We start from the raw sequence: 18,354 nt of genomic DNA on the forward strand, positions 1-18,354 counted from the left end.
TGGTGCCTTTGGGTTACTTATTGCTGTACCAGGGCACTTCACGTTCGTATTTGCTGACAAGCTGATCCACACCTAAGGTTAAGGCAAACAACGCCATACGCACTAAAACACCATTGTCAGCTTGACGGAAAATAGCCAGATTCGGGTTCAGGTTTAAGTCGTTATCCAGCTCATTGGCTTCGATACGGGAATCCCGCGGCAGTGGATGCATAATGACTGTATTGGATTTACAGTGCTTGGTATAAATATCCTGATTTAGGCGGAATTTTCCGCGGTATTTATTGGCTTCTTCCTGTGACGGAAAACGCTCTTCCTGGATACGGGTTTGATACACTATATCAGCACTTAAGTTGCCAGCCAGCTGATCGGTCACTGTCACTCTGTGACCTGCATTCTCAATCAGCGAGACAATATCATCCGGCATCGCCAGCTCGTTGGGCGCTATGAGCGTGAACTGAATATTTTTATACAGTGCTAGTAACTTAGATAACGAATGCACAGTACGGCCAAACTTTAAATCACCAATCATGGCGATATGCATACCATCTATAGGTTGCTGTGAAGCGGCCAATTCTTTTTCTATGGTGAACAAATCCAGCAAAGCCTGAGTTGGGTGTTCGTTGGCACCGTCGCCACCGTTTAACACCGGCACACGACTGCCTTCAGCGAATTCAGCCACTGAACCAGCCTGTGGATGGCGCATGGCAATGACATCACTGTAACTACTGATCACCCGGGCAGTATCAAACAAGGATTCGCCTTTGGATAAAGCTGAGGATTGCATACCCGTGGTTTCGCGAACTTCACCACCCAGTAAATTAAAAGCACAGCCAAAGCTGACACGGGTTCTGGTACTGGGTTCAAAAAATAGATTACCTAAAATAGCACCTTCGAGCACAGTAGTGCGCTTCTGTCGCTTCGCATAAGGTTCCATACTGCGGGCAATATCAAAAACCTGCTGAATTTTGTCGCGGTCAAACTGTTTGACGGAGAGGATGTGTTCGCCTTTAAAGCTCATACTGGGTGCTCATCTGCTAGAGGTTGCGGGGGCGCCGAAACTGGCTGAAAGTCGGCGCATATCATAGCAAATAAGGTGCTTTAAATCAGCCTATACCGGCTTTAAAATCGCCAGAAAAATTATGGCGAACAATAGCAGCACAGGGAATTCGTTAAAGAAGCGGTAAAATTTGCTACTTTTGCTGTTTTTACCCAACTTGAAGTCGTTCAGTAGCTTAAAACAGTAGCCATGGTAGATATAAAGCAGTAACACCAGCAGCAGCTTGTAATGCAACCAATGACTGGCAGCAAACCAGGCCGCGCCGTATAAATGAATCAACCAAAGGCCAAACACCAGCGTCAGCACTGCAAAAGGCGTGACAAAATAGAGTAATCGCCTTTCCATCACTTTAAACTGCGCATCTACTGCCGGGTCTTTGTTATCGGCGTGATAGACAAACAGGCGTGGCAGGTAAAAAATACCGGCAAACCAGGCCACCATAAAACTGACATGCAACGCTTTAATAACCAGTAATGTATTCATCAGATTAAATTATTCTGTTTAGTTAAAAGGGCTCGGACCTGTTCCCAGCGGATCAGACCCAAGAGTTGTTCAGGCTGTTGTGGGTCGAATACATAGACCACCCCACCTTTTTGTTCGTCCAGAATTGTATGCACTTCGGCCATAGTGGTCTGATGGCTTAAACCCTGCAGTGGTTGGCGCAATAAGGTCGATTGTCCCGTCATGGAGGCGTCCAGATCATAGTCAATCAACAGGAAAGGTTGTTCTGGATTGCCCGTTTTTTGGATCAGCAACTGATGGGCTGGTTTATCGGCCAGAATAGTTTCAATTTTGTCTTCATCTGAAGCAGATACCAGCAGATATTCTTTATCCAGCATGGCCAGCACACCGACCTTTTGCAACACATCATCTGCTGGTGCCAGTTTGTAGGGCAGTTGTTGCAGTTCCAATTGAAGTACAAAAATCGATTTATTTTTAAATAGCTGCACAGTAGTCACATAAGCACAGGTAATCACCAGCATAGCTGGCACTATAATATCGGGGTTATAGGACAGCTCCATCACCGCGACCAAAGCGGCCAAAGGCGCGTGCAAAGTGGCCGCCATAAAACCCGCCATACCCAATGTGGCATAAGTGCCAGATAAACTGGCATCCCCTGATACAAACACAGGTAAAAACGCTAATAAAGTACCGGCCAGTATGCCTATACCAAAGACCGGACCTATCACACCACCTGGCACCGCCAAACCTACAGCCACTACAGTTAAAAGAAATTTTGCCAATAAGATAGTCAATAACAACCAGAATTCAGTAGAAGCGGTGACTGCATAAAATATAGCACCTGTCTCAGCACCCATGGCCTGAGGAACCAGATGGCCGACAGCGGCGGTGATAGTTGCAGCTAATAATAGTTTCAGCGCTAAATGCCATTTCTGGAACCACTTTAAAATACGCCAGATACTTTGGTTAAAGACATAAGCGGCTGCGCCTATGGCAATACCACAAAGCACCAGGTAAGGCAGATGCCAACCGCTAATCGAGACAATTTTCAGCGCAGCCAAATCATTGCCCATACCAAACACACCACGGGTCAGCAGGGCGCCAACCACTGAGGCCAACATCACAGGTACAAAGACATGAATACGGTATTCCCGCAGCACCACTTCCATTACAAAAATAACGGCGGCTAAAGGTGTGTTGAAAGAGGCAGAAATGGCTGCCGCTATACCGCAGCCAGCCAGAATACGGATACTGTTATAGGGCAGGTGTAAATATTGTCCAAGCAATCCTGCGCCAAATGCGCCTAAATGCACTGAAGGGCCCTCGCGACCAACTGAGAAACCGCTGGTCAGAGCTATAATGCCACCAAAAAACTGATTAAAAGTATTCCAGAATGGCATTACCCCATATTGGGTTTTAATACGGTGGATCACATAGGCAATACCCATGCGATAATGGGTAAGCCCAACCAACATCGCCATAATGCTGATAAGTACGGCGGCAATAAAAGGCAAAGCCCAGCGATAGCCTTCAGCTATACCTGAGAAGTCATCTGTGCGTTCTAAAAAGAAACTTTGGATGCCAATAATAGTCAGACGGAATAGCAGAATGATCAGCGCGGCTAAAAAGCCTGCCACTATGGCCAACAGGCAGAGTTGCACAGACGTAAGAGGGAAAGCCAACCGAAGTCGTAATTTTGCTTGCCAGTCCGCTGGTAGTAACATGCTATAGTGTCTGAGTCCGCGATAGGCAAAGTGTAACATAACTATTTGAGTAGGTTGATGAATCGTATGCAGTTTTTGCTCTGGCTCAAAGGTAGCTGGAGACAGGTGTTGGTGACCGCAGGCCTGATGGGGCTTGCTGCATTGGCCGGGCAGTTGTTTGGTAATTATTATTATGTGCAGCAGGTCAATGTACTTTCATCCAAATTGGAAGAAAGTCAGAAAAAAACCAATAGCCTGACCGCCAGTCTGAATGAGCAGTTGAAACAAAATGACTATTTGACGGCTGAATTAGCTGTAGAGAAAAGTGCAGGTCAACTGATCCAGCAAGAACTTAAAGCCGAACAGCAAAAGCTGTTTGATACCCGCAAAGACCTGGCCTTTTATCAGCGAATTATTTCCCCTGAATTACAGGCCGACAGTCTGATTATTGATAGTTTTAGCATAAGTCCGGGAGCTTCTGCCAATACCTACAGATTTAATCTGGTGCTTATTCAGCAAGATAAGCAGCGTAATTTTGCCAAGGGTACTGTTGATTTAAAACTGCATGGTTTTGCCGGAGAGAAAAGAGATACGCTGGATTTGTTGCAATTAGCTGGTTTTGCGAAGAGTGATAAGGCGTTCAGCTTTAAATACTTCCAGATCATCGAAGGTGAGTTTTCTTTGCCTGAAGGCTTTAAACCCGAAAAAGTAGATGTGGCCTTAAAGGTGGCCGCTGCCCGCTCGGCCAAGTCGGCTAAGGTCGATAAGAACTTTTTTTGGCCGACAGTACAGCCCAGCGAAATACTTGAATAAATTAGTCAGGTATTAGATAATCCGCGCCCAGTTATACCGGAGGACACATGTCAGAGTTACAGCTTCCTATTCAGTTTACCGACGCCGCCGCCAATAAAGTATTGGCCCTAGTCACCGAAGAGGAAAACCCTGAGTTAAAACTGCGGGTTTACATCACAGGTGGTGGTTGCTCAGGCTTCCAGTACGGTTTTACTTTTGATGAAAAAGTGAACGAAGGTGATCTGGTTGTAGAAAAAAATGGCGTGATCATGGTGGTCGACCCAATGAGCCTGCAGTATTTGGCGGGTGGTGTGGTGGATTACACAGATGGTCTGCAAGGTAGCCGTTTTATTGTGCAAAACCCGAACGCAACAACAACTTGTGGTTGTGGTTCCAGCTTCTCCGTTTAGTTTTCCTACCCTATCTTCGCGATGTAAAAAAGGCTTCTGCAGTGCAGAGGCCTTTTTAGTTTTTGCGACATCAACTTTCATTCAGCCACCAGTCAGACCTGTTGTGGAAACATAGCTGCAATTAGGTTGCATTAGTCGCTGTGTTGTAAGCAAAACTGTTCGTTCCTGTTCTTTAGACCGATCGGCAATTGACCAAATTCTTGCGATAAGTGGCTACTTTTTCAACTCTGCAACTATACGCTCTGAACAAGCTATGGTTTAATGAAATGCTTTTTTTGCTTATTGGGACATTCCCTAAGCTTTTGGATTTTTTTGGCAGGAAGTTTAAGTCGTAAACAAGTAGGCGCTCGTGCGCCGGGAGAACAACAAATGAAAGGTACTAAAAGCGTTATTTCAGATGAGAATAAAAGATTATGTGTATGGCTGAAGCGTCAGCGTCAGGAAAAAGGTCATACCATGCGTAGTTTGTCTGAAATTTTAGGCACTCCGCATTCTTTTATCGGTAAGGTTGAGAATCAGGAACGTCGTCTGGATGTTGTTGAATATGTTCGTTATTGCCAGGCTCTGGCCATAGATCCTATGGACGGGTTAAAGCAAGTTCTGATTGAAGCTTAATCTGCTTTCGTCTGAAAAAAAACGCCGCGTTAACGCGGCGTTTTTTTTATCAACACTAAACAGAGCAAGATAGCGGGTAAGCCCATCAGGGCTGTCATCACAAAAAAGGCCTGATAGTCCATCACTTCAACCCAGCCGCCAGAAAATCCGCCTAAAAACTTGGGTAACAACAACATCAGGGAACTAAACAAAGCGTACTGTGTTGCAGTAAAGGCTAAGTTAACTAATGACGACAGGTATGCAATAAAAGCACTGGTGGCTATACCGGCGCTTAAATTGTCAGCGGATATCACTGCAATCAATAAAGGTATGTTGTGACCTTGGGTACTCAGGTAACAATAAAGTAAATTGGTACATGCACTGAGCAACGCACCTAGCAATAATATCCTTAAGGTACCAAAGCTATTGATCAGCAAACCACCTAAAGCCGCACCAAGTAAGGTCATCAGTACGCCGAATATTTTGGAGACGCTGGCGACTTCTTCTTTACTAAATCCCATATCAACATAAAACACATTGGCCATCACGCCCATTACGACATCAGAAACTCGGTAACAGGCGATTAAACTTAAAATCAGTAAAGCATTCAGACCGTGACGGGCAAAAAAATCAACAAAAGGGCCTATCACTGCAACCTTTAACCAATTCAACAGCTTTTGGCTGACTGAGTGATCGACAGAGCCAATCTTGATCTGGGGGTCAACTACAGGTTCAGGAGAGAGCAGGGTGGTCAATAATCCTAAAGCCATACAAGCCGCCATTACCAGATAAGTGGATTGCCATGCTTGAAGATCATAACCTGTGTCAGTGCTGCTGAATAAAGCTGCGATCCATAAAGTACCAGCGGATGAAAAGATCATAGCAAGGCGATAACCAGCCAGATAAGCCGCAGCCAGAACAGCTTGTAAGCGCTCTGGTGCAGCTTCAATACGATAGGCATCTATAGTGATGTCCTGAGTGGCTGAGGCGATAGCGAGTAATACAGCAAATAATGCCATCCACTTCAGATCAGTTTGTGGATCCAGACTGGCCATCATCAATATGGCTACAATCACCAGACTTTGTGACAACATCAGCCAGCTGCGACGTCTGCCCAGCCATTGTTTTAGGACAGGTAAGTTTAAATGGTCTATCAGTGGGGACCAGATAAATTTGACTGCATAAGCCATTGCCACCCAACTGAAATAACCTATTTGCTCACGCGAGACTCCTGCTTCTCTGAGCCAGAATGACAAAACCCCAAACACCAGCATTAACGGCAGACCTCCGGAGAAACCCAAAATAAAAATGGTCAATACCCGACGCTGGCAATAGAGTTGTAGTGAAGAGAAAAAAGCAGCAATAGCAGACAAGACGGCAGTCCGTGCAGAAATTAATGAGACCAGCTTACAGCTTCAATAAATTAGATCAAGGTCTTACACCAACACAATAACAAGGCAGTTGACCATAACCATGTAAAAAGCTCAGGCAATACTGTAAGTCGCGACGAACTTCGCTGTTTTGCTTCAGTTCTGGCTCTGACCAGTATTCAATCTGATACAACAAATGCCAGAACACCTGCTCGCGCAAGGTTTCAGGTCGCCAGCTTCTGACTCGCAACTGCGACCATTCTTCCAGCGTGTCCCAGACAAATAAATGCAGTTCTCTGTGTGGCAAACGACCACGCAGGAAGCGGGAAAGGTAGAAAATCAACTGTCGTGATTTTTGTTCAATAAAGGGCTCTAACATAGGTCTGATCCCTGTCAGAGCTGGCACCGCGCCAGCTCTGTGCGCTCAGGGCAAGTATAGTCGGGCTTTATTGTTCTGGCTGTAAAATCACTTGTTTTAAGATGATTGGCTGTTTAGGCACATTTTGCCAGCCAGTTTTTTCATCTGTATGGGTTTCCAGCAGCTTTATTTTTTCAAGTACTTCAAAGCCATCCTGGATTTGGCCAAAAACGGTATAACCCCAGTTTCTGCCAGGGTCCAGACTTGGATTATCGTTCAGATTAAAAAAGAACTGACTGGTGGCGCTGTGCGGATCGTTGTTACGAGCCATAGCTATACTACCAAACTGATTTTTTGTACCATTACCGGACTCATTAAACACAGCCGGAAATTCGTCTACTGGCGCCATATCAGGTTTGTAGCCACCACCTTGCACCACAAATTCAGGTTCCAGCCGATGAAACACTGTGTTGTCATAGGCCTTGATATTGACGTAACTCAGGAAGTTGTTCACTGCCAAAGGCGCTTTGGTTCTGTCCAGTTCGACTATGATGTCACCCACTGAAGTGACCAGTTTTACCTTCGGAAACAAGTTGTTTTGCTGCACAAATTTGCCTGTAGGCTTGGTCATGTCGACAGCCGCCAGCGCAGAAATTGAAAACAGTGCAATCAGAGTTAAAGTAACCAGACGCATAACTTATCCCTTCACGTACGAGTGCCAACTGCTGTCATTCAGTAACTCAGCCAGCACTTGCTCTGTTAATACCCGTAATTTCACTTCGGCCGCAGCATTGTCTAACTTAAATGGACCAGAGAAGCTGCTTTTGCCTGCATAGACTTTATCAAAAGAGCCATTGCTGTTTTGAATAGCAATACGCAGTTCCACATCGTTTTTCACCACATGCTCTACTGTGCGTTGATCAGCATCTGCTGATAACTTCAGAATTTGCACCGTCATGGTGGTGATGCTGCTGGAGGTTAATTTTGCACCTTGCGCTGTCATCGCATCTGTTAAAGTGGATTCCAGCTGCTGCGCCAGATTATTGCTGGTTGGCAGGCTGGTGACTGAAGTGCCTTTGCGCAAAAAAAGCGTCTGATCAGAGGAGCGTTGATCCACTACAGTTAAAACAAACTCAGCGCCTGCTAAAGTTTTACTTTGGTTCCAGAACACTTGTGGCGTGACTAAAAAAGAAGACGAAGTGCTGCTACAGGCGGCAAGAGCCAGGCTGAAAGCTACCAATACAGAGCGCTTAAGAGAGGACATGGTTATTTCCTTTTAGTTGATTCGAGGATCACAAATTTATTGTTACTGGCAATATGGCGACAACCACCCAGCAGTACCGTCATTTTTTCGTAATAAGGCAAATGTCTGTTCGCGACTATACGTAACTTACCACCTGCTTTTAAACAACGTTTGGCATCGTTAAACATCTGCCATGCAATATGTTCTGTCACGGCTTGTTGTTGATGGAAAGGCGGATTACAAACCACATAATCCAGACTCTGATCGGCCTGAGTGGCTAAACAGTCGTCTGTTCTGAACTCAGCCTGAGACAATAGTTCAGGTATGTTGGCTTCAACTGATGCTTTGGATGATGCCACAGCCATAAAAGAGTCATCGGTAAAAATCACTCTGGCTTCAGGTTGTTGTTTTAATAAGGCAACGCCAAGCACACCATTACCGCAACCTAAATCGGCCACTAAAGCGCCTGCATCCAGCACTGGTAAATGTTCCATCAGAAAGCGCGCACCTATATCCAGTTGCTCTTTCGCAAAGACATTGGCGTGATTGACTAGTGTCAGCTGATAATCAGGTAATTCCCATTGAATAGGGTAAGTAAAGGCACGAGCTTCACCACGAGGGGTACAATGAATAGTCCGGCATTTTTTCTGGGCAAGAGAAGCCTGAGTTGCTCCTAATTCCTGCTCAAAAATAGCCAGTAAGTTTTTATGAATATCTTTGGCTTTAGCTGCTGCGATAATGACAGTGTCAGGCCGAACCACCTGACTTAATTGCTGCAACATAAAGCGCAGATAACCGTGATTATTTGGCACTTTCAGCAGCACCAGATCCAAATCAGCTGGCAAAGCCGTAACACTGTCGATAAAACTGACGCTATCTACAGATAAACCGTTTTGTTGTCTGTTATGTACAGTGGCTTGTTGGCTTAATACAGAGTCGTTTTGCTGAATGTGTGGGTAGTCACCCAAAGCACAGGACAAAGCGCCAAACAAGTCGTGCATCACTAGGACTTTTAAGCCGGCGCGTTCATTGAGCAAAGGCAAGGCTTGCTGCAACAGCAATTCATCGGCTGCATCCCAGGCTTGTAAGCTGCGATTGCTTTGCCCCAGTGGTAATCTGTCCAGCTGCAGTTGCTTGTCAGCGACGGTAAAAATAGTATTCATGCCATTCAACTTAAAGAAGAGAAGGTTGTATTTTGACACGTGCACACCAGAGCGACAACCATGGATCGTTGCAACACTTTGTATTACCGCAAGCAGAGTTATTATTTTGGCCTCGCTGGCTCTCGCCAGAGCAGGCAGAGCGCTGTTATCAGCAATTGGCACAGCAATTAAACTGGCAACAGCCAGCGATAAAAATCTTTGGCAAAGCCGTGCTTATTCCAAGGCAGCAGGTCTGGATGGGGGATCCGCACTGCAGTTACAAATATTCAGGCGTATTATTTGAGCCTGAACCCTGGCACCCTTTGGTCAGGCAACTCACAGACCGGGTGAATCAGCTCTGTCAGACCCGCTTTAATTCAGTACTGCTGAACTGGTATGCTGATGGACAGCAGCATATGGGTTGGCATAGTGATGATGAAGCTGAACTTGGACAAGACCCGCAAATTGCCTCGTTAAGTTTGGGTCAGCCGCGTTTTTTTGATTTAAAGCACAAGAACTTAGGGACGCAGCTGAAGCTGGAGTTGGGACATGGGTCTTTGTTGCTGATGGCGGGCCAATGCCAGCAGCATTGGCAGCACCGAGTGCCAAAAATGGCTTCAGCCATAGAGGGACGCATAAACCTGACTTTCCGTGAAATCAAGCAAAAAACAACTTAATTATATTTTCTCTATGGCAGCAGTCGCTTAGCAGGTTTTCCTTCACTTTCGCAAAAAAGCGGGCTGACAAGGCGCAATGCCTTAACTAGAGTAGAAGCGAGGGAGCAATAAAGGGGTTCAGCTATGTTGGTTCATACCGCAATAGAACAGAAGTTATTGAGCGCATTTGATCCTGTGTTCCTTGACGTGGTCAATGAAAGCCATATGCACAGTGTGGCACCGGGTTCAGAGTCACATTTTAAAGTCGTGATAGTGACAAATGCCTTTGATGGCATGAGATTGTTAAACCGCCACAGAGCAGTCAATGCCATAGTGGCCGAGGAGTTAGCCGAAAAAATTCATGCTTTAGCCTTGCATACCTATACGCCGGGTGAATGGTACGAGTATTACGCCGAAAAACCACCGGCTTCGCCTAAATGTTTTGGTGGCAGTAAAAGAGAGAAAACTGCCTTGCCGGAGTCCTGAGATCCTACTAAGTTAAAGCGTCGTAAGACGCTTTAACTTTATCCACTGCTGTATTTTGTTTTGGTCATACAGCTCCAGATGTGACTAAGTTCTTGTTTTTAAATCCACAATGCTGCTATTTTTGCTGATCAGACCTGTTTTTTAAGCTAACGGCTTAAACTAGCTGACAATTTTCAACCAACAATAGGTTTTGTTATGGTTATCCAACCTAAAATTCGTGGTTTTATCTGCACTAACGCGCATCCGGTCGGTTGTGCTGCTCATGTGCAAGAACAAATTGATTATGTCAAAGCCAAAGGCCCTGTGGCCGGTGGCCCAAAAAATGTATTAGTTATCGGTGCTTCAACAGGTTATGGCCTGGCTTCCCGTATTACTTCTGCTTTTGCTTCAGGTGCTAAAACCTTAGGTATCTTTTTTGAAAAAGAACCTACCGAAGGCAAAACGGCTTCTGCTGGCTGGTACAACACTGTGGCTTTTGAACAGGCTGCAGCTGCTGAAGGTTTGTGGAATAAGCACCTGAACGGTGATGCCTTTACCGACGAATTAAAATCTCAGGCTATTGATTTAATCCGTCGTGAGATGGGCAAAATTGATTTAGTGGTCTACAGCCTGGCAGCGCCTCGTCGTAAAGACCCAGTGACTGGCGAAGTGTATAGCTCCGTATTAAAGCCGATAGCTCAGGCTTATACAGCCAAGACGTTAAACACCAGCAAACGTGAAATTGAAAGCGTTTCTGTTGAACCTGCATCCGATGAAGAAATCTTCAATACCGTCAAAGTCATGGGTGGGGAAGATTGGGAGCGCTGGCTGGATCAGCTGCACGCTGCTGGTGTTTTAGCTGAAGGTTGTCAGACCGTTGCTTATACTTATATTGGTAAAGAGCTGACCTGGCCAATCTATGGCAAAGCCACTATCGGCAAAGCCAAAGAAGACTTAGACCGTGCTGCTACTGCTATTACGCAAAAACTGGATTCAGTTGCAGGTCATGCTTATGTGGCTTCATTGAAAGCTTTAGTGACACAAGCCAGTTCAGCCATTCCTATTATGCCGCTGTATATCTCCTTGTTGTACCGCGTAATGAAAGCCGAAGGCACCCATGAAGGTTGTATCGAACAGATTTATGGTTTGTTCCAGCAAGCACTTTACAACAACAGCCGCACTTTAGATGAAGGCGGTCGTCTGCGTATGGATGGCAAAGAATTGTCTGATCATATTCAGTCTGCGGTAAAAGACTTATGGGGTCAGGTGACCACAGAAAACATTGATGAGCTGACCGACTACAAGGGTTATCACAATGAATTCCTGCGGTTATTCGGTTTTGGCTACAGCCATGTCGATTACGACGCCGATGTGCCGGCTTTATTGCCGCTGAAAAATCTGGTGCAGTAACTTTGAAAAGCCGCTTCATGCGGCTTTTTTATAGTGCGTCGAAAATGCGGGTACGTTATTTCGACTCCAGAGCACCAGACTCTTCAGTTTTATCCTAATTTGGCCGCACTAAAGCATCAGCGAAAGGCAAAGTTAAAAATCTTGTCTACACTGAGCTCACGTCGGCTGAAATGCCGGATAATTTTGTTGATTAACATAGATAGCACTTATGTTTAGTGCTAGAATCCGCGACTTTGGTACGTGTGTCCGCCACCTGCAACAGAGGTTAGGCTGTTGAGGTCCCGGATGCTACGCGCGGCGAGCAGCCGATAAACCAGGCCCTGTTTCTTCCCGTTAAAAGTGCAAGTACGTATGATAAAAATCAAAAAAGGATTGGACATTCCCCTTTCGGGCAGTCCCAAACAAGACATACACGATGGTCCGTCCATCAAACACGTTGCTGTACTAGGCGAAGAGTACGTCGGTATGCGTCCTACAATGCTGGTAGAGGTTGGGGACCGTGTGAAAAAAGGTCAGGCTCTTTTTGAAGACAAAAAGAATCCTGGCGTATTTTTCACGGCGTCTGTTGCCGGTACAGTCAAAGAAATCAACCGCGGTGCTAAGCGTGTGTTGCAGTCTGTTGTGATTGAAGCTGAAGGTGACGAGTCCGTTGCTTTTGATTCATTTACCGCTGCAGAACTTGCTTCGTTAACTGTTGAACAAGTGAAGAAGAACTTAACAGGTTCAGGTTTGTGGACTGCTTTACGCACCAGACCATTCAGCACTTCGCCAGCTGTTGACAGCATGGCTCGCGCTATTTTCGTCACTGCTATGGATACCAATCCACTGGCCGCTGATCCGACTGTAGTGATAGCGCAGCGCAGCGCAGACTTCAGCAATGGTTTAACAGTGTTATCCCGTTTGTCTGACAAAGTCTATCTGTGTAAAAAAGCAGGTGCGTCAGTGCCTTCAGTTCCTGCAGTGCAGGTTGAAGAGTTTGACGGTCCACACCCTGCTGGTTTACCAGGCACTCATATCCATTTCCTCGACCCTGTCAGCATTAAAAAAGTGGTTTGGCATATCAACTATCAGGATGTAATTGCGATCGGCGCTCTCTTCACTTCAGGTCAACTGAATGCTGAGCGTGTGATCTCTTTAGCCGGTCCTGTAGTGAAAAATCCACGTTTAGTGAAAACAGTCTTGGGTGCTTCTATTGCTGAACTGACTGCGGGTGAGCTGCAAGATGGTCAGAACCGTATCATTTCTGGTTCTGTATTATCAGGCGCTGCTGCAGGTGGTGTGCATGGCTATCTGGGACGTTTCCACAACCAGATTTCTGTGTTGGCAGAAGGGTATGAAAAAGAGTTTTTAGGCTGGGCTATGCCTGGTTCTGACAAATTCTCTGTGACCCGCGCTTACTTATCTCATTTAAATCCTAAACGCCTGTTTAATATGACCACCAGCACCAATGGTTCGTCACGTGCCATGGTACCAATCGGTAACTATGAACGTGTTATGCCGCTGGACATTCTGCCAACTCTGTTATTACGTGACCTGTTGGTCGGTGATACAGATGGCGCGGTCTCTTTAGGTTGTTTAGAGCTGGATGAAGAAGATTTGGCGTTATCTACCTTTGTATGCCCTGGTAAATATGACTATGGCGTAGCACTGCGTGATTGCCTGGCGACTATCCAGAAGGAAGGCTAAAAATGGGTTTAAAGCATTTTTTAGAAAGTATTGAGCCTCAGTTCGAAAAAGGCGGTAAATACGAAAAGTGGTATGCTTTATACGAAGCTGCTGCAACAATTTTCTATACCCCAGGTCTGGTGACCAAAGCGGGTACTCATGTGCGTGACAGTATCGATCTGAAACGTATTATGATTTTTGTCTGGTTAATGTTATTCCCTGCACTGTTTTTTGGTATGTTCAATATCGGTCATCAGGCGGTTATCGCGCTGCAGGCTGGTTTTGGTATGCCTGACACCTGGCAGGTGGGCTTGTTCCAGTTACTTGGCGGTGAATTAACTGCTGAATCAGGCTGGGGCAGCAAAATGTGGTACGGCGCCGTTTGGTTCCTGCCTATTTATGCAACTGTCTTTATTGTCGGCGGTTTCTGGGAAGTGTTGTTTGCTTCTGTGCGTAAGCATGAAATCAACGAAGGCTTCTTTGTAACCTCTATTCTGTTCGCCTTAATTCTTCCTGCTTCTATCCCTCTGTGGCAAGCCGCTTTAGGTATTACCTTTGGTGTGGTTGTAGCGAAAGAAGTCTTTGGTGGTACAGGTCGTAACTTCTTAAACCCAGCGTTAGCTGGTCGTGCTTTCCTGTTCTTTGCTTACCCGGCACAGATTTCAGGCGACAAAGTATGGACAGTCGCTGACGGCTACTCAGGCGCTACCTGGTTATCTAATGCTGCAAGTGGTTTAGCTGCGAATGGTGAAAAAGCTGTAGATTGGTCTATCAACCAGCAATGGTGGGATGCGTTTTATGGTTTTATCCCAGGTTCAGTCGGTGAAACCTCTTTCTTAGCTCTGATGATTGGTGGCTTAGCCTTAATCTACTTCCGTATCGCTTCATGGCGCATTGTGCTGGGTGTGATGGTGGGTACTGCTGTTTTCGCCACTATGTTCAATATGATCGGTTCAGAAACAAACCCTATGTTTGCTATGCCTTGGTACTGGCATATTGTGTTAGGCGGTTTTGCTATCGGTATGTTCTTTATGGCAACCGATCCGGTATCTGCTTCTTTCACAAACCCAGGTAAATGGGCGTACGGTATCCTGATTGGTTTTATGGTGGTGATGATCCGTGTGGTTAACCCTGCTTACCCTGAAGGTATGATGTTAGCTATTTTGTTCGCTAACTTATTTGCACCATTGTTTGACTATATGGTGGCTCAGGCGAACATCAATCGGAGGCTTGCCCGTAATGTTTAGTAATAACGATAGTATCGGCAAAACCTTTTTTGTGGTTATTGCTTTATGTTTGGTTTGTGCCATTTTTGTGGCCACTTCAGCTGTACAGCTGCGACCAAAACAAACTGAAAACAAACTGTTAGACGCCCAGAAAAATATTCTGGTCGCAACTGGCTTGTTATCAGGCGACAACGTCAAAGAGCTGTTTACCAAACATATTCAGGAACGTCTGGTTGATATGAATACCGGCGAGTTTGTGGATATGGATCCAGCTAAATACGATTACCGTAAAGCGATGAAAGCGCCTGAAACCAGTATCAAACTGGACGGTGCGGACGATATGGCTTCAATTAAATCACGTGCTAACGTAGCGCCGGTTTATTTTGCTTATAACGACGGTATCGAGTCTGGCAAGTTGTCCGCTATTGTCCTGCCAATTCATGGTTATGGCTTATGGTCCACCATGCATGCCTTTTTAGCTTTGGACAAAGATGGTAATACCATCAAAGGTCTAAACTACTATGAGCATGCAGAGACTCCTGGTCTGGGTGGTGAAATCCAGAATCCAAAATGGGTCGCTCAGTTTGTGGGTAAGAAGTTATTTGATGAAGCCGGTAACCCAGCTATCAAAATTCTGAAACCAGGCAACGCTGTTGCAACTTCAGAGCATGATGTAGATGGTTTATCAGGTGCAACCTTAACCAGCAATGGCGTACAACATACGTTTGAGTTCTGGATTGGTGCCAAAGGTTTCGCGCCTTTCCTGACTAAGGTTCGTGATGGAGCATTAAACAATGGCTAGTGCAAAAGAAATGAAAAGCCTTGTCTTCGGACCGGTCTTTGCAAATAACCCTATCGCATTACAGGTTTTAGGTATTTGTTCTGCTTTGGCTGTAACAACCAAGCTGGATAAAGCTTTGGTTATGGGTGTGGCGCTTACGCTGGTTACTGCGTTCTCGAGCATGTTTATCTCGATGATCCGTAACCATATTCCATCAAGCGTACGTATCATAGTTCAGATGACCATTATCGCGTCCCTGGTAATAGTGGTTGATCAGGTGTTGAAAGCTTTTGCTTACAACGTAGCTAAAGAGCTGTCGGTATTTGTTGGTTTGATTATTACCAACTGTATCGTTATGGGTCGTGCTGAAGCTTATGCCATGAAAAGCCCACCATTAATGAGCTTTTTAGACGGTATAGGTAACGGTTTAGGCTACACAGTGTTGTTGCTGATCGTGGCATTTATCCGTGAGCTGTTTGGTTCAGGTACTGTGTTTGGCATAGAAATTCTGCCTCTGATCAGTGCCGGTGGTTGGTATCAGCCTATGGGTCTGTTACTGATGCCTCCAAGCGCTTTCTTTATCATCGGCTTGTTCATCTGGGTTCTGCGGACTTTCCGCCCAGAACAAGTTGAGAAGTAAGGGGACAGAAGATGGAACATTACATTAGTTTATTTGTTCGAGCGGTATTTATCGATAACCTGGCTTTATCGTTTTTCCTCGGGATGTGTACTTTTATTGCTATCTCTAAACAGGTAAAAACAGCCTTCAGTTTAGGTATTGCCGTTACAGTGGTTCTGGCCTTGTCTGTACCACTAAATAACATCGTATTTAAGCAATTTTTGGCACCAGGTGCTTTAGACTGGGCTGGTTTTCCAGACACAGATTTAAGCTTCCTTGGCTTTATCGCTTACATCGGCGTCATCGCAGGTTTAGTGCAGGTTCTGGAAATGTTCCTGGATAAGTACGTACCTTCGTTATACAACGCTTTAGGTATTTTCCTGCCGTTAATCACAGTAAACTGCGCCATCTTCGGTGGTGTAGCTTTCATGGTTGAACGTGATTACAACTTAGCGGAAAGTGCGGTATTTGGTTTAGGCGGCGGTTTAGGTTGGACTCTGGCCATCACATTAATGGCAGCTGTGAGCGAAAAACTGAAGTATGCGGATATCCCTGCGGGTCTGCGTGGTTTAGGTTCTCGTTTTATCATGGTTGGTTTAATGGGGTTAGGCTTTATGTCTTTCTCTGGCGTGTCATTGTAAAAGTTGCTGTAAAAGGAAAAAACAATGCAAGAGATTTATCTTGGCGTTGGGATGTTCACCCTGCTGGTTGTTGCCTTAGTGATTATGATTTTAGTCGCTAAAGCTAAACTGGTATCTTCTGGTGACATCACCATTGGCGTTAATGGCGACCCTAAGTTGGCCATTCAGACAAAAGCCGGCGGCAAATTACTTGGCGCTTTAGCTGATAAAGGCATTTTCCTGTCGTCAGCTTGTGGTGGCGGTGGCTCTTGTGGTCAGTGCCGTGTTCATGTTCATGCAGGTGGCGGTGACGTTTTACCTGTAGAAATGGGCCACTTAACCAAAGGCGAACGCCGTGAAGGTTGTCGTTTAGCTTGTCAGGTCAGTGTGAAAACTGACATGGACATCGAAGTTGAACCGGAAATCTTTGGTATAAAAAAATGGGAATGTTCTGTTATCTCTAACGATAACAAAGCAACCTTTATCAAAGAATTAAAGCTGGCAATTCCAGATGGCGAATCAGTACCTTTCCGTGCTGGTGGTTACATCCAGATTGAAGCTCCTGCGCACCATGTGAAGTATGCTGACTTTGATGTTCCGGCTGAATACCGTGGTGACTGGGAACGCTTTAAGTTCTTCACGCTGGAGTCCAAAGTAGACGAAGAAACTATTCGTGCTTACTCTATGGCGAACTACCCGGAAGAAGAAGGCATTATCATGTTAAACGTGCGGATCGCGTCTCCTCCGCCAAATAACCTGAGCTTACCTTGCGGTAAAATGTCTTCGTACATCTGGAGCTTAAAAGCCGGCGATAAAGTGACAATTTCTGGTCCATTTGGTGAGTTCTTCGCGAAACAAACTGAAGCAGAAATGGTATTCGTAGGTGGTGGTGCTGGTATGGCCCCAATGCGTTCGCACATTTTCGACCAGTTACGTCGTCTGAAATCCAAACGTAAGATGAGTTTCTGGTACGGTGCCCGTTCTAAGCGTGAAATGTTTTATGTTGAAGATTTCGACATGCTGCAAGCTGAAAACGAAAACTTTAAGTGGCACGTGGCTTTATCTGATCCGCAGCCGGAAGATAACTGGGCTGGTTACACAGGTTTTATTCACAACGTGTTGTTTGAAAATTACCTGAAAAATCACAAAGCTCCGGAAGACTGTGAGTTCTATATGTGTGGTCCACCGATGATGAACAAAGCGGTGATCAACATGCTGAAAGACTTAGGTGTAGAAGACGACAACATTCTGTTGGATGACTTCGGCGGTTAAGCTAAAGCAAATTAGAAAATGGGGTCCTTGGGACCCCATTTTTATTTGTCTGCAGTTTGTTTTTGCATAGGGATTGTGGCGGAAACTTGTTACAATAACGACCTGTAACGGGCAAGCAGGCAGACTGTTTGTTCAAAGCTTCTAAGTTTGATGAGGTTGCTATGGAAGTTTTTATATTTACTTTTATCATCCTGATAGTTGTAGTCGCTGCTATGGCTATAGGCTACATGGTGCAACGTAAAACCATAGCGGGCAGCTGTGGTGGCTTAGGTGCTTTAGGCATAGAAAAAGCCTGCGATTGCGATACGCCTTGTGAAAAACGTCAACAACGTATGAAAAAAGAGCAGGAATGGCAGCAGAATAAAATTATCTGATACTGTGCATTTTTGTTTTATCAACGCCCGTCAAGCCAGCTTTAGCTGGCTTGTCAGTTTTTAGCTACAGGGTCTGTATCTCACCTCTTTTCGTTCTATTGCCTCAAAGCGCTCTGTACTTAATAATGCAGCTCA

At 45.4% G+C, this 18,354-nt stretch carries 21 protein-coding genes; 13 read left to right on the forward strand and 8 right to left on the reverse strand.

Features of this window, described 5'->3' with window-relative positions; genetic code table 11:
* Positions 1-13: 13 nt before the first annotated feature.
* The 3 genes from OM978_RS03930 to OM978_RS03940 all read right to left on the reverse strand — a co-directional run bounded on the left by OM978_RS03930 (position 14) and on the right by OM978_RS03940 (position 3,243).
* On the reverse strand, positions 14-1,018 hold the full coding sequence (locus OM978_RS03930; RefSeq protein WP_264345619.1) for an aspartate carbamoyltransferase: 1,005 nt from the start codon (positions 1,016-1,018) through the stop codon (positions 14-16).
* 90 nt (positions 1,019-1,108) lie between these two features.
* A complete protein-coding gene (locus OM978_RS03935) occupies positions 1,109-1,540 on the reverse strand; it encodes a CopD family protein (RefSeq protein WP_264345620.1) in 432 nt (143 codons plus the stop codon).
* Complete coding sequence (locus OM978_RS03940) at positions 1,540-3,243, reverse strand: chloride channel protein (RefSeq protein ID WP_264345621.1); 1,704 nt, start codon at positions 3,241-3,243, stop codon at positions 1,540-1,542. Before OM978_RS03940 ends, OM978_RS03935 begins: the two co-directional genes overlap by 1 nt.
* Positions 3,244-3,300: 57 nt before the next feature.
* On the opposite strand from OM978_RS03940, the gene OM978_RS03945 reads away from it, so the two are divergent.
* The 3 genes from OM978_RS03945 to OM978_RS03955 all read left to right on the forward strand — a co-directional run bounded on the left by OM978_RS03945 (position 3,301) and on the right by OM978_RS03955 (position 5,039).
* Positions 3,301-4,035, forward strand: coding sequence for a DUF6776 family protein (locus tag OM978_RS03945; RefSeq protein WP_264345622.1), 735 nt, complete (start codon positions 3,301-3,303; stop codon positions 4,033-4,035).
* A gap of 47 nt (positions 4,036-4,082) precedes the next feature.
* Complete coding sequence (erpA, locus tag OM978_RS03950; protein WP_008897259.1) at positions 4,083-4,424, forward strand: iron-sulfur cluster insertion protein ErpA; 342 nt, start codon at positions 4,083-4,085, stop codon at positions 4,422-4,424.
* Between the two features lie 369 nt (positions 4,425-4,793).
* A complete protein-coding gene (locus OM978_RS03955) occupies positions 4,794-5,039 on the forward strand; it encodes a helix-turn-helix domain-containing protein (RefSeq protein WP_008897260.1) in 246 nt (81 codons plus the stop codon).
* Positions 5,040-5,068: 29 nt separating this feature from the next.
* On the opposite strand, the gene OM978_RS03960 is transcribed toward OM978_RS03955, so the two are convergent.
* From OM978_RS03960 to OM978_RS03980, 5 genes are all read right to left on the reverse strand, one after another.
* Entirely contained in the window at positions 5,069-6,391 is a 1,323-nt protein-coding gene (locus OM978_RS03960) for an AmpG family muropeptide MFS transporter (protein WP_264345623.1), read from the reverse strand.
* 55 nt (positions 6,392-6,446) lie between these two features.
* Complete coding sequence (locus OM978_RS03965; protein ID WP_233007804.1) at positions 6,447-6,767, reverse strand: hypothetical protein; 321 nt, start codon at positions 6,765-6,767, stop codon at positions 6,447-6,449.
* 67 nt (positions 6,768-6,834) lie between these two features.
* Entirely contained in the window at positions 6,835-7,440 is a 606-nt protein-coding gene (locus tag OM978_RS03970) for a peptidylprolyl isomerase (RefSeq protein WP_264345624.1), read from the reverse strand.
* Between the two features lie 3 nt (positions 7,441-7,443).
* Positions 7,444-8,010 carry a YajG family lipoprotein gene (locus OM978_RS03975; RefSeq protein WP_264345625.1) on the reverse strand — a complete coding sequence of 189 codons (567 nt, stop codon included), beginning with the start codon at positions 8,008-8,010 and terminating at the stop codon, positions 7,444-7,446.
* Positions 8,011-8,012: 2 nt separating this feature from the next.
* On the reverse strand, positions 8,013-9,152 hold the full coding sequence (locus tag OM978_RS03980; RefSeq protein ID WP_264345626.1) for a methyltransferase: 1,140 nt from the start codon (positions 9,150-9,152) through the stop codon (positions 8,013-8,015).
* A 32-nt stretch (positions 9,153-9,184) separates the two neighbouring features.
* Here OM978_RS03980 and OM978_RS03985 point away from each other — a divergent pair, with 32 nt between their 5' ends.
* From OM978_RS03985 to nqrM, 10 genes are all read left to right on the forward strand, one after another.
* On the forward strand, positions 9,185-9,808 hold the full coding sequence (locus tag OM978_RS03985) for an alpha-ketoglutarate-dependent dioxygenase AlkB family protein (RefSeq protein WP_264345627.1): 624 nt from the start codon (positions 9,185-9,187) through the stop codon (positions 9,806-9,808).
* A gap of 123 nt (positions 9,809-9,931) precedes the next feature.
* Positions 9,932-10,273: a BolA family protein gene (locus OM978_RS03990; RefSeq protein ID WP_233078579.1), complete on the forward strand. Its 342-nt coding sequence runs from the start codon at positions 9,932-9,934 to the stop codon at positions 10,271-10,273.
* 195 nt (positions 10,274-10,468) lie between these two features.
* Positions 10,469-11,662 carry an enoyl-ACP reductase FabV gene (gene fabV, locus OM978_RS03995; protein ID WP_264345628.1) on the forward strand — a complete coding sequence of 398 codons (1,194 nt, stop codon included), beginning with the start codon at positions 10,469-10,471 and terminating at the stop codon, positions 11,660-11,662.
* A gap of 351 nt (positions 11,663-12,013) precedes the next feature.
* The gene (locus OM978_RS04000; protein WP_264345629.1) at positions 12,014-13,348 is read left to right on the forward strand and encodes a Na(+)-translocating NADH-quinone reductase subunit A; all 1,335 of its coding nucleotides are present in this window, start codon (positions 12,014-12,016) and stop codon (positions 13,346-13,348) included.
* A 2-nt stretch (positions 13,349-13,350) separates the two neighbouring features.
* Complete coding sequence (locus OM978_RS04005) at positions 13,351-14,574, forward strand: NADH:ubiquinone reductase (Na(+)-transporting) subunit B (protein ID WP_264345630.1); 1,224 nt, start codon at positions 13,351-13,353, stop codon at positions 14,572-14,574.
* Positions 14,567-15,355 (forward strand): Na(+)-translocating NADH-quinone reductase subunit C, encoded by a 789-nt coding sequence (locus OM978_RS04010; RefSeq protein ID WP_264345631.1) that lies wholly within the window; start codon positions 14,567-14,569, stop codon positions 15,353-15,355. Before OM978_RS04005 ends, OM978_RS04010 begins: the two co-directional genes overlap by 8 nt.
* Positions 15,348-15,974, forward strand: coding sequence for an NADH:ubiquinone reductase (Na(+)-transporting) subunit D (locus tag OM978_RS04015; protein WP_264345632.1), 627 nt, complete (start codon positions 15,348-15,350; stop codon positions 15,972-15,974). The genes OM978_RS04010 and OM978_RS04015 overlap by 8 nt, the downstream gene beginning before the upstream one ends.
* An 11-nt stretch (positions 15,975-15,985) precedes the next feature.
* Positions 15,986-16,594 (forward strand): NADH:ubiquinone reductase (Na(+)-transporting) subunit E, encoded by a 609-nt coding sequence (gene nqrE, locus OM978_RS04020; RefSeq protein WP_264345633.1) that lies wholly within the window; start codon positions 15,986-15,988, stop codon positions 16,592-16,594.
* Positions 16,595-16,618: 24 nt separating this feature from the next.
* A complete protein-coding gene (nqrF, locus tag OM978_RS04025) occupies positions 16,619-17,845 on the forward strand; it encodes an NADH:ubiquinone reductase (Na(+)-transporting) subunit F (protein ID WP_264345634.1) in 1,227 nt (408 codons plus the stop codon).
* A 161-nt stretch (positions 17,846-18,006) separates the two neighbouring features.
* Positions 18,007-18,219, forward strand: a complete 213-nt coding sequence (gene nqrM / locus OM978_RS04030) for a (Na+)-NQR maturation NqrM (RefSeq protein ID WP_053425695.1) — start codon at positions 18,007-18,009, stop codon at positions 18,217-18,219.
* Positions 18,220-18,354 lie beyond the last annotated feature (135 nt).

The organism is Rheinheimera sp. MM224 (genome assembly GCF_947090785.1).
Taxonomy (GTDB): Bacteria; Pseudomonadota; Gammaproteobacteria; order Enterobacterales; family Alteromonadaceae; genus Pararheinheimera.